This window comes from Vibrio sp. 10N.261.52.C11, assembly GCF_041471405.1.
Lineage (GTDB): Bacteria > Pseudomonadota > Gammaproteobacteria > Enterobacterales > Vibrionaceae > Vibrio > Vibrio crassostreae_C.
In genome coordinates, this window is the sequence record NZ_JBFROI010000063.1 from 1 (window position 1) to 15,568 (window position 15,568).

Below are 15,568 nucleotides of genomic sequence, written 5' to 3' on the forward strand. Positions count from 1 at the left end.
CCAGTGCGTCGCCTTCTTCTGCTTTCATACCATTAATGGGTAACACGCTCGGGCGATCGTTGTTGCCACCGTTCTCACCACCATCGGTGATGGTCGCTTCGCCTGTCGCCGTGCCTGTCGCGCCAGTGCCGCCCTCAACGCTCACGCTGAACGTCTCGTCGCCTTCATACACGTCATCGCCGGTGGTCGCCACGCTCACTTTCAGCTCGGTCTGACCCACTGGGATTGTGTAGCTGCCGTCATCGTTCGATGTCACGACCGTCACACCATCTGACAACGTCACTACCATTTTACCGATGTCGTCCGATTCCGCTGTATTAGCGCCTGCCGTTGAGCTCGTCAGGTTCACCGTCACTGCCGTGTCCGCCTCCTTGTCTAGGCTCACGGTGAACTCGGCCGCTGAGCCTTCACTCACACTCACGGTTTCTGTGATACTCACGCTCGGAACAGGACTAACCCCAACATCAACCGTGATTGTATCTGTACCGCCCTGACCGTCATCAACCACAACAGTAAAGCTATCGCTGCCGTTGTAGTTATCATCTGGGGTGTATGTCCAATTGCCATTTTCGTCGACGACTACAGAACCATTCAACGGTTCTGTGCCTTTGCTAAACGTTAACTGATCGTTATCTGCATCGGTTGCAGTCAGTGAGCCACTTACTGGAGTATCTTCATCTGTGGTGACAGAGACATCTTCACCGACAGGTGAGTCATTAATAGGAGTAACGCCGATATTAACGGTTATTGTGTCTGTGCCGCCTTGGCCGTCTGATACAACAACTGTAAAGCTATCGTTACCGTTGTAGTTTTCATTAGGTGTATAAGTCCAGTCGCCGTTTTCATCGATAACAACAGTGCCGTTCGAAGGATCTGTTGCTTTAGCGAAAGACAGAGAATCGCCATCTTCGTCTGAAGCCGACAAGGTTCCGTTTAACGGCGTATCTTCATTTGTGGTAAAAGAGACAGTGTCACCGATAGGTGAATTGTTGTTATCAACAAAAGTGGGGACATTATTTGGTTGCTCAAACGAGCGAAAAGCATCAAGTAGACTCAGGCTCTGAGTGCGGGACATGCCCAGAGCTTCAAAACCCGTTGTTACGAAGTCGGTACCAGGGATAGTTTCTTCGCCATCTCGCTCGATGGTTCCGCTCGCACTTAAACTAGAACCGTTCTGACCAGCAGCGGTAGCGAACTCTTCACCTAACTCTGTTGGGTCTTGACCTTCTTCTAATGCGGCAAAGATATTCGCAATATCTTGGTCGAGCTCAATTTCGCCTTCTTCTGATGAGAAGCGTTTTGCCGATACCTGAGGTTCATTGGACCCGTTCTGAGATTCAAGAACGATATCCCCTGCTTGTAGTGGTTGGCCTTCTTCTAAGACTTTAATTGTACCATCTACCGAGATAACAATGCGCTGGCCAAGTGCTAATGCACCACCCAAATTCAATGTTGTCATGTCCATATAAACCCCTAAAAAAGCATTTCTTGTCATTAACGTCAAAATAGTGACATTATATTTATAATATTAGATAAAATATAACACTTAAAACTATATAATTCATAGTTATGAATGCATTTTTTAACAAAGTGATATACTCCACAATAACAAGGGTCACACAGGACAACATTTAAAATACTCTCAAAAGTGAGATAAGTTATTGTGCTAACGTAAAATAATTGAGATATTAATAGACGTTTCAAGTGCTTCAAAACACCATAAAACGCACAATAATCGGTAACAAATTGACAACCATTTGCGAGCGCCATTTTAGCGATCGTGATTTTTTTGGCGGTTCATCTGAATTTTGTATATTATCTAGCAAAATTAAAACTCAGATGTGACTCATTTTGGAGAGATGCAAATTGAATAGGATTCAAACAACTACATTAAGTTTAGCCATTGCAATGGCCTTTCCAGCTGCGGCACAAACTCTAGAGCAAGCCGTCGCTTTTACGTTGGAGAGCAATCCTGACATTAAAAGTGCATACAATGAGTACGTTAGTAAACGTTATCTTAATGACGCTTCTGGTGGTGCTTATCGTCCAAGTATAGACTTGGATGGAGGTATTGGTTACGAGCATACCGATCTAGCAACTAACTCAAGCACGACCGATCTGACTCGGAAAGAAGCGACAATTACGCTAACTCAGCTTATCTGGGATGGGGCTAATACATCGAATGATATTGACCGTACTGCGGCTGATGCGGAATCAGTGCGTTATCAATTGATATCTAATGCTCAAGATATCGCATTAGAAGTGACCAAGGTTTATCTCGATGCGGTAAAAGCTTATGAAGTGCTTTCACTCTCTGAAAACAACCTCGCAACCCACAAAAAAATATACAGTGATATTCGCAAGCGTGTTGAGTCAGGTATTGGCTCAACGGCAGATATGTCACAGGTAGAAGCACGTATTGCTAAAGCGCACGGTAATTTACTTGCGGCGCAAAACAACCTTTTTGACACTCATACACAATTCAAAAGGCTTGTGGGTCAATCTCCGCTAGGGTTAACCTTCCCTCGCGCAGATGCAGGCGCTATCCCTTACACGGTTGATGGCGCATTAGCAAAAGCGTTTAATCAGCACCCAGTAATTAAGATTGCACAAGCCGATGTTGACTCAGCGAAATTTCAATACAAGCAATCTAAGAGCACCAACTACCCAACGGTTTCTTTTGAAGCCGCTCAAACCTGGCGCGATGATGCCGGTGGCACTCCAGGCAGCAGCGACGAGTTTTCTGCGATGGTTCGTTTAAGATACAACCTTTACAACGGCGGTTCAGACCAAGACCGTGCAGAGAGTGCCGCTTATCAACTAAACAAAGCGAAAGACCTTCGTGAAAGTACGTTCCGAAACGTAGAAGAAAGTTTACGCCTTTCTTGGAGCGCACTTGATTTAACCGTTCAACAGAAAGAGTTTCTATCTGACCACGTAGACTCGGCATCAGACACCGTTATCTCTTATGAGAAACAATACCGCATCGGTAAACGTACCCTTCTCGATTTGCTTAACACCGAGAACGAACTATTCGAAGCCCGCAAGGGCTATCTGGATGCCAAATACGACGAACAGTACGCGAAATACCGAGTAATGAATGCAACAGGAAACCTGTTAACTGGGTTACGCGTCGAAACCCCTCAAGAATGGAATGAAAAGGTAGAATACTAATGAAGCTGATAAAGACTGTATTTCCGCTTTGTCTCATGATTGTCTCTGCCAACGTTTTAGCTGAAACAAGCAATGAAGAATTTGAATATCGAGCTCTTCCAGACATCACGCAAATTTATGATCTCGAAGATGATGATAATGACGGCGTAATTAACGCGCGAGATCTATGTCCCGATACGCAAGTTGGTGCAGAGATCGATAACGACGGTTGTGGTTCATATTTTGAATCGTCAGAAAAGAAAGAGCTCCACATACTCTTTGCTAATAACTCTACGGAAATTAACCCTGTTTTCCTAGGGCAGATACGCCAGATGGCTGCGTTTTTGAAGCGTTACGAGGGTACATCGATTGAGTTACAAGGTTATGCCAGCAAAGTCGGCAATGCCAAACACAATTTAAAACTGTCAAAAGAGCGAGCATCCCACGTAAGACGTGCCCTAATCAGTAATGGTATTCAACCATCTCGAGTCAACATCGTGGGTCATGGCGACTCTGAATTCAGCAGTGATGACAGCCAAGTTAATCACGCACTACATCGAAAAGTTGTCGCTTCCGTTGTTGGATTTAAAGGCAACATCAAAGAAGAGTGGCACATCTTCACCAAAATAAAAAAGTAGGCTCTATCCTGCGCTTACCATACTGAAACGTGATCTTTAGTTAACGTTTCAGTATGGTGATAATTCCTTGAATAGCATATACCTAAGCCGTCTATAATGTTAATCTTGCCACGTTATCAACATAGAGAATTAATCCATGAGCAAACTAACAGCTGATACTCAAGCAAATCTAGAACTTTTCGTTTCTGAAACACAAGAAACTAAACTGGTATGGGGCCTTCGCAACGAAGAAGGTTGGCTAGCATGTGACTCAAGTGAATTCGAAAACAGCGAAGTGATGCCATTCTGGTCTTCAAAAGAAGATGCTCAAACTCACAACGTTGAAGAGTGGGCTGACTTCGAAGTATTAGAAATTCCACTAGATATCTTTGTAGAAGATTGGTTACTGACTCTTGCTGAAGACGGCGTTCTTGTTGGTACTAACTGGAATGCAACATTAGAAGGCAAAGAACTTGAGCCTTCTGACCTAGCGAAATTATACATCTAATTTCCGATATCGGTCGCACGATTCGCGCGACCGATATACCTCTGATTAGTATCAATAAATTAGAGACCTACCTCGCATAACCACGTAGTCGCACCATTCAAAATTTGAAGCAACATCAAACTAATAATAGAATATCGTTCTTTATCTGATTGATCGTCTCTTGTGAATCACTTCGTTTTTGTTACCTTTCTACTATTCATTAGCTTTTGTTCTTATAGCCAAGTATCAACATCAGATCGTGACCACAATTCACCAGTCTATACCTCCAATCTAAGCTCTACTCCAAATGCTGATTGGAACGCGCTTTATCTCTCTACTTTAAACCACTCTCCTGAGCGCGCATTAAACATGCTGCAAACACGCTACATCGGCTCAACGGTTTATGGAGATAAGCTTTACCTTGCGTCTCTTCTGTATCAATACATGAGCCACCGAGATCAGCCGTTCTACGGAATCGCTTCAAACGACAATGACTACCAAGCGATAGAAACAGCGTTTATTTCTGCTCTGAGGAAAGACGGCAAAGGCCAATATGAACAAGCACAACAAGGCTTTCTAACACTTTTGGCGAAAATGCAATCTCGCAGTGATTTAACTGGTAAAGCCTTACTAAAGTACCAGCTATGCCGATCGCTTAACGAGCAAGCTAAATACCATCAAGCGAACTATTACTGCTCTGCCCTTCAGTCAGATTTACATGACATCGCTGACCCTGTATTACCAAAATTCGGGACTTATCGAGTCATCGCGAACAATCATCATTTCCGCAGTGACTATCCAGCTGCACTAGACACCTACCTATCACTAATAAACGTGTTTCCACAAGGGCATGATATTTCAGGGGTTTACAACGATGTGGGTAACTTGCTCAAAGAATTAAAGCAATATGAAAAATCGGCGGAGTATCTAGAGCAAGCTCTCATTCTCAGAGTAAACGCTTCAGATTTAATGAAAGCACAAGTGCATCACAGCCTTGCGGATCTCTACCTTAACCAAGAGCAAAGTGAACTAGCAATTCACCACTTTCAGACAGCAAGAACACTGCTGAGCTCAACGTCGCATAGCTACGGTATTGCACTCACAAGTCTTGGCTTAGGAAAAGCGTACACTCAAACGAAAAACTATGATGTGGCGAGAACCTACCTAATTGAGTCTCTTTCAGCTTCGAGCGAACTGAGCAATGATGTCATTCGCATCAATGCTTACTTGGCGATCAGCGATATGTTCGAAGAACAGAAACTGCCAACGGAAGCACTCAACTATGCTCAACAAGCGCTAGAATTAGCTGAACAAGTCACAAGGCATAAATACATCGCGCAGTCACTTCTTCAGCTTTCTGATATTCATCAATCACTCAGCGATTACCAACAAGCTTTCTATTTCTACCAGCGATACTCGTCAATACAAATGGAAGCTAGAGATATCGACAATCGACTCGCACTCGAAGCGCTCGGCCTGACGCACGCCAAATATGAACAAGAACTAGAAAGCTCTTTCCTGACACATCAGACGAAACTCGACCGCGTTCAAATTGAAAAAATGGAACATCAAAGATGGATGTACAACATCGTTGTTATTCTGTTGCTTTGCGCTGCAAGCTTCACGGTATTGATAAACAAAACGGTTCGCGCAAAAGCAGCAATTGATGGCTTAACGAAAGCATATAGCCGAACTGAGATAATTCGAAGAATCAAAAGAGTGAAACGCTGTAAAGGGACGGACAAACAGCATGTGCTCGTGCTGCTCGATCTAGATAAGTTTAAGAAGATTAATGATGAGCATGGGCACCCTACTGGTGATCGGGCACTGGTCCATATTAGTGATCAAATTAGAAAACACTTAGTGAATGGTGAATTGTTTGGTCGCTTAGGGGGTGAAGAATTTGTCATCATGTTAACCGATACCCCACCAGCAGAGGTACGAGAACGCGTTGAAGAGTTGCACTACGCCATTTCAAGCACTGTCTTTTTATCAGAAAGCAAAAAGTCACTTAATGTGACCGCGAGTTTTGCTTATCTAGCAACCTCAAACGCATTAAGTGACTTTGATGACTTGTATTCAGTGCTCGACCAAGCACTCTATCAAGCCAAAAGCAACGGCCGAAACTGCATTATTGATGCATATAACGAACCGATTGATTTACCTGAAATTATTTATTCTCAGCCTGTTTGCGAACCAACTCAGCCATGATGCTTTCGCGATCACCGAGGTAATCGTTAAGGCCAACTTTACGCAGTTCACATGCCGGACAATCGCCACAGCCATCACCAACAATGCCGTTGTAACAAGTCAGTGTTTTGTTTCTAACAAGTTCAAGTGCTGAGTACTGGTCTGCTAGCGCCCATGTCTCAGCCTTGTTTAACCACATTAGCGGTGTTTTGATATCAAGCTGCTTGTCCATACCTTGTACAAGTGCAGAGTTCATCGCCTTCACAAAGTCATTACGACAATCAGGGTAACCAGAAAAGTCTGTTTCACACACACCTGTAATCACGGTTTCAGCACCGATTTGGTAAGCGTAAATACCCGCTAGAGTCAGAAATAGAATATTACGACCAGGAACGAATGAATTCGGCAGCCCATTCTCTTGCAGCTCATGAGACACAGGAATATCGTCACGAGTCAAAGAGCTGATAGCCAGTTCATTCAACAGAGTCACATCCATCACTTTGTGCGCTTTCACACCAAGCTCTTTCGACAATGACTCAGCAACTTCAATCTCGAGTCTATGGCGCTGACCATAATCAAACGTAATCGCATGAACTTCATCATACTCTTTTAATGCTTGAACAAGACACGTTGTTGAGTCTTGACCACCACTGAATACTACCACAGCTTTTTTCATCTTAAATCCTTACGAGAACCTTCTACTAGCGACTTATCTTGCCCAGTAAAAATACAACCTATGCGATGCTCAAATATTTGTGAGTTTGTATTGATAAGCGCCAATTGCGCTCAATGCAGGTATCAATACAAAGCTGAGTAGCGCGGTCTTTTTGGCTGATTGGTTGCAGAGCGATAACAGTGTCGTTAGGAACTGCTGCTCGCTCCAATAAACCGTCAAGTTGTTCGATGTCTTTGCTTGTACCTACTGGATGCTTAATTTCGTTAGCACGTTGCAAGGCGCTATCTAAGATTTCCAGTTTCGCTTTCATCGCCACTTTTGGTGACACCGTAACCCAAGTGTCAGGTGTGGCTTTAACTTCTGATGTTCCGCTAGTCTCAATCTGACAGCGACAACCGTGCTGCTCAAACGCTTCAGTAAGAGGAACAAGATCATAAATGCATGGCTCACCACCAGTAATCACAATGTGCTTAGCAGTGTAACCTTGCTTGATATATTCATTCACGATTCCTTGAGCATCGATTGCTGACCAAGTAGGTGAATCTTCTGTCTTAACCATAATATCGCCAAGGCTGGTTTCCTCTTCTGGCAACGCTTCCCAGGTCTGCTTGGTATCACACCAAGAACAGCCCACTGGGCAAATTTGCAGACGAACAAAAACAGCGGGAACGCCAGTAAACACGCCCTCACCCTGAATGGTTTCAAACATTTCATTAATCTTGTACAACTTTCCCTCAGCTCAATCATTTGATGAAATTAATCAACCGCAGACCTTAAAGCACTTCCCCCTTTTGGTCAAACAAATGAGTACTGATAAATGAGTTGATCAAAGCCCTAGCCTGAACTTTCAAGTTCCCTTATCCTTTCGCCCATAGATTTCGTTAGCTTTTAATTTTTTAGTAAGGAACAACATGTACAAACTGATTGCTCTTGATATGGATGGCACACTACTCAACAGTGAAAAAGTGATTTCTCAAGAGAACAAAGACGCAATCGCCAAAGCACGAGCTGCAGGTGTGAAAGTAGTTCTCGCTTCTGGTCGCCCTTTAGAAGGCATGCAAAGCAAATTAGATGAGCTTTCGATTGACGGCGAAGATGACTTTGTACTCTTCTACAACGGCTCTATGGTTCAGAACGTATCGACAAAAGAGATCATTCACAGTGAGATCAGCAACGGCAAAGCCGCAAAAGAGATTGCTGCCCTCGCTGAACAGCTTGGTGGTTATGTCCATGCTTTCAGCAAGATCCACGGCTTAATCACACCTGAGAACAATGAGTACACTGGTATTGAAGCGCGTATTAATTGCTTAGATATAACCGAGTTCGACTTTTCTCAACTAGAAGATGACCACGAAATCATCAAAACTATGATTGTCGCTGAACCAAGCAAGCTGACTGAAATCATCGGTAAGTTGCCACAAGAGCTTAAGACTCAGTTTACTATCGTACAAAGTGCACCATTCTTCTTAGAGTTCCTAAACCCGAAATCAAACAAGGGTGTCGGTATTGAAGCGATAGCGAAACACTTAGGCATTAAAGCGGAAGAAGTCATCTGCATGGGTGATGCTGAAAACGATCACCATATGCTTGAATACGCAGGCCTTGGCATTGCAATGGAAAACGCAATGGAAGAAACCAAGAAACTGGCGGATCACATCACAGCTAGCAACGACGACCATGGTGTAGCGGTCGCGATTGAGAAGTTTATCTTCAACTCATAAACGCTCAACAGGTTCTAATAAGAATTACTTTTTGCTTGTTTCAGAAATGACAAAGGCTGTGCACTGCACAGCCTTTTTGATTTTGTGTTAGTCGAGTCGCTTACTCTCTTTTCCATGGCAGACGAAATGCCACCACACCAAACAGAATCAAGATTGGGAAACGTAACGTTTCAACAATAAATGAAGCAATACCGCTGAAAGAGACAAAGCTTCCAGCCCAGCTAATCAGCAGATTTCCCGCTAACAACATCGCCATCACTCCAAGAACGATCTTGAATGAGAACTGACCAACCAAAGGTTTCGAGTCTGTTAACGTTACTAGGCATGCAATCGTCATCAAAATCGCCACCCAGAATGAAAATGTTGGCAGTGGCCATATCACCGTCAGAACAATCGACAGTAAGCACAATGCCCACCAAACACCTTTAGAACTCAATAAGGCGCTAATATCAACATCCGGTTTCGCGTCTAATCTCACGATATGCCACGTCGTTAAAGCGCCTAATACGCCACCCATTAATACATCACTAAAAAACGCACTACCTGAATAAGACTTAAATAGCATGATCCACAGCAGGCCAGCGAGCACTACCAGAATGGCTTTTTGCTCCAAGAGGCGCTTTAGTTTCCAAAAGACTAACAAGGTTAAACTGACCCACAAGGCAGCCAACAGACTTGGAAAACTATACCCACTGCTCATCACCAGTTTCAATGTTGGCAAGTAAGCGTGTGGACGTGGAAAACCAAAACCTTGGTGCGCGATTAAAGTAAGTAGTGTCACCGAGATCAAAGTGAAGCCAAACTTCAAAGCGAAGTTACGGCCAAAGTACCAAGCAATTAACGGCAATATCACAATGAAGACCCATGGCTTGGCCAACAAGTCAGTCAAAAGCACAGTATTCGCAAATACGCTTGGCATCTTATCGAACGTGTTTTGAAGTGACACAATCCAATTTAATTCAACTTGATGGACTTTGGGTGCCGCGCCCACCAGCTCAGTCACATACGTCACCGGTTGATCTGTCGCAGATAAAAACAGCTCGTTAATCTCAGACCACTGTTCTGGGTAGCGGTATTGGTGATCTTGCAATTCAGTAGGAGGAAGTAACATCGCTCGGCTGACTTCCACGCCATAATGAGGAGCAAACCAAATCGGCAGCTCAAAGCCACCTAACTCATTTCGAGCCTTGTAACTGATCACTTCAGAGTCAGAAATACAATCAAACACGACGGCACTGTCGGTATAACCTAGCACATCACCGACCGTTACCGACAAGCCTGCCTCTTCCCATGTTTCACGTTGCGCCGCAACGGCTGGCGGCTCACCAGAAACCACAGTGCCTCCCGGCAGAGACAATTGACCTGTGATCAACTCATCAACCAACACGATTTGGTTATCAGCCCGTACTACACACAAGGCGCCCGCGATATGATCGGGCAAAGTGTTATTTGCCCAAGCGGAAGTAGTACTCAAAAGAGACAATATGAAAACTAATAAATATCGAATAACCAACGAGTTTACCTAAAAAATAATAGAAGAAATTTAAGACTGCTGTTGCAGTTGAACTATTGTAATCAAAGCCACACAAAATCGCTGTCTACGTTTTGTGCAAAGCCTTCCTCATCCATTGAATGTGAGGTGTGAACCCCATTTTTTGATAGAAGTCCTTGGCAGGTGAATTAAAGTCCCAAACTTCTACAAAGACTTGTTCAACCCCATAATCATCAAAAGTACTTTCAACTTTGCTAAACAACTTTTCTGCAATTAATTCTTTTCGATAATCAGGCAAGACAAACAGCTCATCGACACTCCCCATCGGCACTGGTTTACTCACCGTTGAGATAAGCTCACAAAAATGTCCGGAGATAAAGCCAACAATGAGCTCACCTTTTAATGCCACATAAACCAAGCATTCAGGATCATCCAAGTAACGTGCAATGCTTTTTTCCTGCTCAATCTCTTCTGCCGTTTTAAAGTGCTCTGGGCTAGCAAGGTGGTGGTGATGGTGGAGATCGAACATTAACTCGTTAAGTTGTTCTAAATCCGCGTGCTTTGCGGCCCTTAAGGTGACATTCATGACTATTGCGCTTCTCAAACCAAATTAATATCTAAACTGAGTCTAGTTTACTTGGCGTGAGTATCTATACAAGTTATTGAATTAATTCATTGTTTGAAGTGTGTATTTTAGATACAAAAACGGCCACATTACGTGGCCATTCTGTTTGAATGATTTTGAATTAAACGAATATCGAAGCTATGTTTTTTGCTGTGGCTTTTGCTGTAGCTTCAGCTTTATGCACCGTTATCTTCTTTCTCTTCTTTGAGATCAGCAAGCTGTTGTTCCAGTTCAATAAGCTTAATTTCCGCCTCTACTTCCGCAACTCGCTTTTCTGCATCAGTGCGATTGTCTTGCGCTAGACCATCAGCAGTAACTTGGGTTCGTTGTGCGTTTCTTGCATCGTCCGTATCTTTCATTGAACCCGCAACACCACCAGTCACACCACCTAATGCAGCGCCCTTAACGGCTAAACTCGCATCTCCAGTTAGAGCGCCGGCTGTTGCTCCTAATAAAGCACCACCTACCGCACCACGATTACGTGCGGCATTCTCATTTTCGTTATCCATTGCTGGTGATGCGCAACCAGAAAGAGTCACAATCAGTGTCGCTAAAAGAAAAGGTTTAGTGAATTTCATAGGAGTCTCGCTTAGTTCTTCGTTTGGAGTAGAGCCATCTTAAGCAGAACCGTTAATGAAATAAATAAAGCCACGTTTAGACGATACATCATGTTCAGTTATGTATCATTCAACCATCGCATAAGTGCTTATTGATATATATCTTTGAGCTCGCCTTAGCCTGACAAACAAAAAAGGCGACCAATAAGGTCGCCTCAATCGCGCTTTCTCTATAATTCTTGCCTTTCACATATCTCTTAGCCTTTAGACCAAAAGTTTTGCATGTTTGCTACGCTAGGTGGTGGCCTAACACCACAATCTCGATAATGATTTTTATCGCCGATCCCCAGTATCTTGCCATTTTCGTCATCAATCATAGCCGCAACTTTAACACCGTCTCCCACATGGCGAGTTAACACGACAATTTCACCAGCTCTTTCAGATCTTACCGCGCCTAAGATTTGATATTCGTAGCGGCCTTTCCTTGAATTAACGATCATCTTCGAGTTAATCGGGTCGGCTTCATACCCCACGCCCATATCAAAAACCGCTTGATAGAGATCGACGCCAGTCTTGGACACACATTTAAATATCTTGGGATGACTCAATGGCTCTAACAACGCCCTACTCGCTTCATCCTTTGAAATACTGGCACTAGCAGCACCACTGATCAGTAAAGCAATCAGCAAAAAGTAAGCTCGCATAAAAAAGACCTCAATATGTGGGGTTCATAATGAGGTCATAGTAAACGCAATGGATAAGCGGATGAATAAAGTAGCGTTTAGGTAAACCATCACGCTGGGTTATGTATAAATCAACAAGCCGAAGGTGAGATTACCTAACTGCGACGTCTATTTGCCGAGCTTTTCAGCAATTTCAGTTAAGCTGGTAGGGTCGTCAATAGTTGAAGGCACCACATATTGTTCACCTTCGGCGATCTGCCGGATCGTTCTACGTAAGATCTTACCTGAGCGTGTCTTAGGTAACCTCTCAACAACCAAGGCTTGCTTAAAACAAGCTACCGCGCCGATCTCATTACGAACCTTGCCAACCAATTCCCTTTGCAACTCAATGCCATCGACTTTTACGCCATCTTTTAACACAACTAGACCTAAAGGAAGTTGCCCTTTTAAGTCATCGTGAATCCCGACTACCGCGCATTCTGCAATGGCTGGGTGACCGCCAACGATCTCTTCCATTTCACCGGTAGAAAGACGATGTCCCGCTACGTTTATCACATCGTCAATACGCCCCATGATAAATAGATAGCCATCTTCATCAAGATAGCCACCGTCACCAGAAACATAATAGCCCGGGAACTGACTCAAATAGCCGGATTCAAACCGATCATGATTGCGCCATACCGTGGGTAAACAACCAGGCGGCAATGGTCGTTTAAGTGCCACAAACCCTTGTTGATTCGTTTGTGCGATTTCACCCAACTCATTGAGGATTTCCACTTGGTAACCCGGAACAGGTTTAGTGGAAGAACCCGCTTTTACAGGCAAAGATTCCAACCCTGTTGGATTGGCAGAAATAGCCCAACCCGTTTCGGTTTGCCACCAGTGGTCGATAACCGGTTTATTGGTATGAGATTCAACCCAATCCAATGTTGGCGGGTCTAAGCGCTCGCCAGCCATGAAAATCGACTTGAGCGATGATAAGTCATACTTGGTGAGCAACTCGCCTTCAGGATCTTCTTTCTTAATGGCCCTAAACGCTGTTGGCGCAGAAAACAATACATCGACGTTGTACTCTTCACACACTCGCCAGAATGCGCCGGGATCTGGCGTTCTGACTGGCTTACCTTCAAACAGAATCGTAGTACAACCATGAATCAATGGTGCATAAACAATATAAGAATGCCCCACTACCCAGCCGACATCAGAAGCTGCCCAAAACACACCATCTTGCGGCATATCGTAGATAGTGCTCATCGAGTATTTCATGGCGACCGCGTGACCACCATTGTCACGCACCACGCCTTTTGGCTTACCCGTCGTCCCTGATGTATACAAGATATATAGTGGGTCAGTAGCTAGAACAGGCACACATACGTGAGGCAAAGCATCCTCAACAGCTTGCTGCCAAAGTACATCACGTTCGTTGTTCAATTCGGCTAGAGACTGCTCTCTTTGGAATACCACCACTTTCTCAGGCTTCCAACGACTGTCCATGATCGCTCTGTCGACCATCGGCTTATATGGCAGGACTTTATTTATCTCGACACCGCAGGATGCAGTAATCAACACCTTCGGTTCAGCATCTTCGATACGAACGGCAAGCTCATGAGGAGCAAAACCACCAAACACCACCGAATGCACCGCGCCTAATCGTGCACAGGCTAGCATTGCCATTGCCGCTTCAGGAATCATTGGCATATAAATCACCACACGGTCGCCTTTGGTAACGCCTTGAGCAGCTAACATACCTGCGACTTTAGCCACTTGATCACGCAATTGGTTGTAAGTGTATGAGGATTGATTTCCTGTAACTGGAGAGTCATAAATCAGAGCGGTATTGTCACCACGACCATTTTCGCAATGATAATCCAACGCCAACCAGCAGGTATTCATCACCCCATCAGGAAACCAACGCTCAATACCTTTATCGTCAGTTTGTAATATCGTTTTTGGTGACTCAAACCAATCTATCGCTTGTGATTGTGTTTCCCAGAACGAATTTGGATCTTCCCTCGCCCATTGATACTCGGTGATATAGTCTGTTTTTCTGTTCATTCGATTCGTAGCAGACATAGTGCCTCCTCCATGATTTATCCATTTCTCCAAGTGCCTAGCTTTTGGCTGTTCACTTGGGTGCACTCTTTTCTCAGCGTTGTGTTCGTGAACATTTAGCCGTTCACGACAATCGCTTTACTTGGAAAAAGGCACACGAATGGCACCTTCCATGATCACTCGGGCACTACGACTCATAATCGCCCTCTCTATTTTCCACCCACTTTCGGCCTGCAGCGCTTTCGCACCTACCTTTAAGGTTCCTGACGGGTGTCCAAAGGTCACGAAATCACGACTTCCCTCACCGGCTGCCAAGTTCACTAAGGTGCCAGGAACACTTGCCGCTGAAGCAATAGCAACCGCAGCCGTACCCATCATGGCATGGTGCAGTTGCCCCATAGACAAAGCACGCACCAGAAGGTCAGTATCTTCGACAGCAACCGATTTACCACTGGAAGCTTGGTACGCTTGAGGCTTAGCAACAAACGCGACTTTAGGTGTATGTTGACGTGATTCAGCTTGTTCTAAAGAATCAATAAGACCCATTGCTACTGCACCATGTGCTCGTATGGATTCAAACAGAGCCAAGGCTTTGGTATCACTATTGATATCTGATTGAAGTTCAGTGCCTTGGTAGCCAACCGATTCAGCATCAACAAAAATGGTGGGTATCCCAGCATTAATGTATGTCGCTTTGATGCAACCCAGATCGGGAACATCTAAAAAATCGACAACATTCCCTGTTGGGAACATAGAGCCACTCGCATCGGCGGGGTCTAGGAAATCAACTTGGATCTCAGCGGCGGGGAAAGTCACACCGTCGAGTTCAAAATCACCTAACTCTTGAACTTCGCCACCAGCGATAGGTACATGAACAATAATGGTTTTCTCTATGTTCACTTGCCATACTCGCACCTCGACCACACCGTTTTCTGGAATACGATTCGAGTCGACTAGGCCACTATGAATAGCAAATGGGCCCACTGCAGCAGACAGATTGCCGCAGTTACCACTCCAGTCCACAAACGGCTTATCAATGGCAACTTGGCCGAATAGGTAGTCAACATCGTGATCGGCTTTACTACTTTTCGAAACAATCACGGTTTTACTGGTACTGGATGTTGCACCACCCATACCATCGGTTTGTTTGCCATAAGGATCTGGACTACCAATCACGCGCAGAAGTAATGCGTCTCGAGCTTCTCCGGCAACTTGCGCAGCTTCAGGTAAGTCACTTAAATTGAAAAAAACGCCTTTGCTTGTTCCGCCCCGCATGTAGGTAGCAGGTACTTTTATCTGTTTGATGTTCATAACT

At 44.4% G+C, this 15,568-nt stretch carries 14 protein-coding genes; 5 read left to right on the forward strand and 9 right to left on the reverse strand.

The window, feature by feature from the left end:
* Positions 1 to 1,465, reverse strand: a 1,465-nt coding sequence (locus tag AB4323_RS20190; RefSeq protein ID WP_372153205.1) for an Ig-like domain-containing protein, incomplete at its 3' end; no start/stop codon positions are given.
* Between the two features lie 443 nt (positions 1,466 to 1,908).
* Here AB4323_RS20190 and AB4323_RS20195 point away from each other — a divergent pair.
* The 4 genes from AB4323_RS20195 to AB4323_RS20210 all read left to right on the forward strand — a co-directional run bounded on the left by AB4323_RS20195 (position 1,909) and on the right by AB4323_RS20210 (position 6,468).
* Positions 1,909 to 3,174, forward strand: coding sequence for a TolC family outer membrane protein (locus tag AB4323_RS20195; RefSeq protein ID WP_032555413.1), 1,266 nt, complete (start codon positions 1,909 to 1,911; stop codon positions 3,172 to 3,174).
* Positions 3,174 to 3,791, forward strand: a complete 618-nt coding sequence (locus tag AB4323_RS20200; RefSeq protein WP_017086901.1) for an OmpA family protein — start codon at positions 3,174 to 3,176, stop codon at positions 3,789 to 3,791. Before AB4323_RS20195 ends, AB4323_RS20200 begins: the two co-directional genes overlap by 1 nt.
* Before the next feature lie 136 nt (positions 3,792 to 3,927).
* Positions 3,928 to 4,278, forward strand: coding sequence for a DUF2750 domain-containing protein (locus tag AB4323_RS20205; RefSeq protein ID WP_017062305.1), 351 nt, complete (start codon positions 3,928 to 3,930; stop codon positions 4,276 to 4,278).
* Positions 4,279 to 4,440: 162 nt separating this feature from the next.
* A complete protein-coding gene (locus AB4323_RS20210) occupies positions 4,441 to 6,468 on the forward strand; it encodes a diguanylate cyclase (protein WP_372153207.1) in 2,028 nt (675 codons plus the stop codon).
* Here the strand turns inward: AB4323_RS20210 and queC are convergent.
* Positions 6,428 to 7,123, reverse strand: a complete 696-nt coding sequence (queC, locus tag AB4323_RS20215) for a 7-cyano-7-deazaguanine synthase QueC (RefSeq protein ID WP_017063822.1) — start codon at positions 7,121 to 7,123, stop codon at positions 6,428 to 6,430. The genes AB4323_RS20210 and queC overlap by 41 nt on opposite strands.
* A 58-nt stretch (positions 7,124 to 7,181) precedes the next feature.
* On the reverse strand, positions 7,182 to 7,850 hold the full coding sequence (queE, locus tag AB4323_RS20220; protein WP_346762947.1) for a 7-carboxy-7-deazaguanine synthase QueE: 669 nt from the start codon (positions 7,848 to 7,850) through the stop codon (positions 7,182 to 7,184).
* A 184-nt stretch (positions 7,851 to 8,034) separates the two neighbouring features.
* On the opposite strand from queE, the gene AB4323_RS20225 reads away from it, so the two are divergent.
* Positions 8,035 to 8,844 (forward strand): Cof-type HAD-IIB family hydrolase, encoded by an 810-nt coding sequence (locus AB4323_RS20225; RefSeq protein WP_017062301.1) that lies wholly within the window; start codon positions 8,035 to 8,037, stop codon positions 8,842 to 8,844.
* A gap of 100 nt (positions 8,845 to 8,944) precedes the next feature.
* On the opposite strand, the gene AB4323_RS20230 is transcribed toward AB4323_RS20225, so the two are convergent.
* The 6 genes from AB4323_RS20230 to prpF all read right to left on the reverse strand — a co-directional run bounded on the left by AB4323_RS20230 (position 8,945) and on the right by prpF (position 15,564).
* Positions 8,945 to 10,357, reverse strand: coding sequence for an NUDIX domain-containing protein (locus tag AB4323_RS20230; RefSeq protein WP_372153209.1), 1,413 nt, complete (start codon positions 10,355 to 10,357; stop codon positions 8,945 to 8,947).
* A gap of 85 nt (positions 10,358 to 10,442) precedes the next feature.
* Positions 10,443 to 10,922, reverse strand: a complete 480-nt coding sequence (locus AB4323_RS20235; protein WP_372153211.1) for an N-acetyltransferase family protein — start codon at positions 10,920 to 10,922, stop codon at positions 10,443 to 10,445.
* A 215-nt stretch (positions 10,923 to 11,137) separates the two neighbouring features.
* The gene (locus tag AB4323_RS20240; RefSeq protein ID WP_017062298.1) at positions 11,138 to 11,539 is read right to left on the reverse strand and encodes a glycine zipper domain-containing protein; all 402 of its coding nucleotides are present in this window, start codon (positions 11,537 to 11,539) and stop codon (positions 11,138 to 11,140) included.
* A gap of 236 nt (positions 11,540 to 11,775) precedes the next feature.
* Complete coding sequence (locus AB4323_RS20245; protein ID WP_372153212.1) at positions 11,776 to 12,222, reverse strand: hypothetical protein; 447 nt, start codon at positions 12,220 to 12,222, stop codon at positions 11,776 to 11,778.
* A 147-nt stretch (positions 12,223 to 12,369) separates the two neighbouring features.
* The gene (locus tag AB4323_RS20250) at positions 12,370 to 14,274 is read right to left on the reverse strand and encodes a propionyl-CoA synthetase (protein ID WP_372153214.1); all 1,905 of its coding nucleotides are present in this window, start codon (positions 14,272 to 14,274) and stop codon (positions 12,370 to 12,372) included.
* Between the two features lie 117 nt (positions 14,275 to 14,391).
* Positions 14,392 to 15,564 carry a 2-methylaconitate cis-trans isomerase PrpF gene (gene prpF / locus AB4323_RS20255; protein WP_372153215.1) on the reverse strand — a complete coding sequence of 391 codons (1,173 nt, stop codon included), beginning with the start codon at positions 15,562 to 15,564 and terminating at the stop codon, positions 14,392 to 14,394.
* Between the last annotated feature and the right edge of the window lie 4 nt (positions 15,565 to 15,568).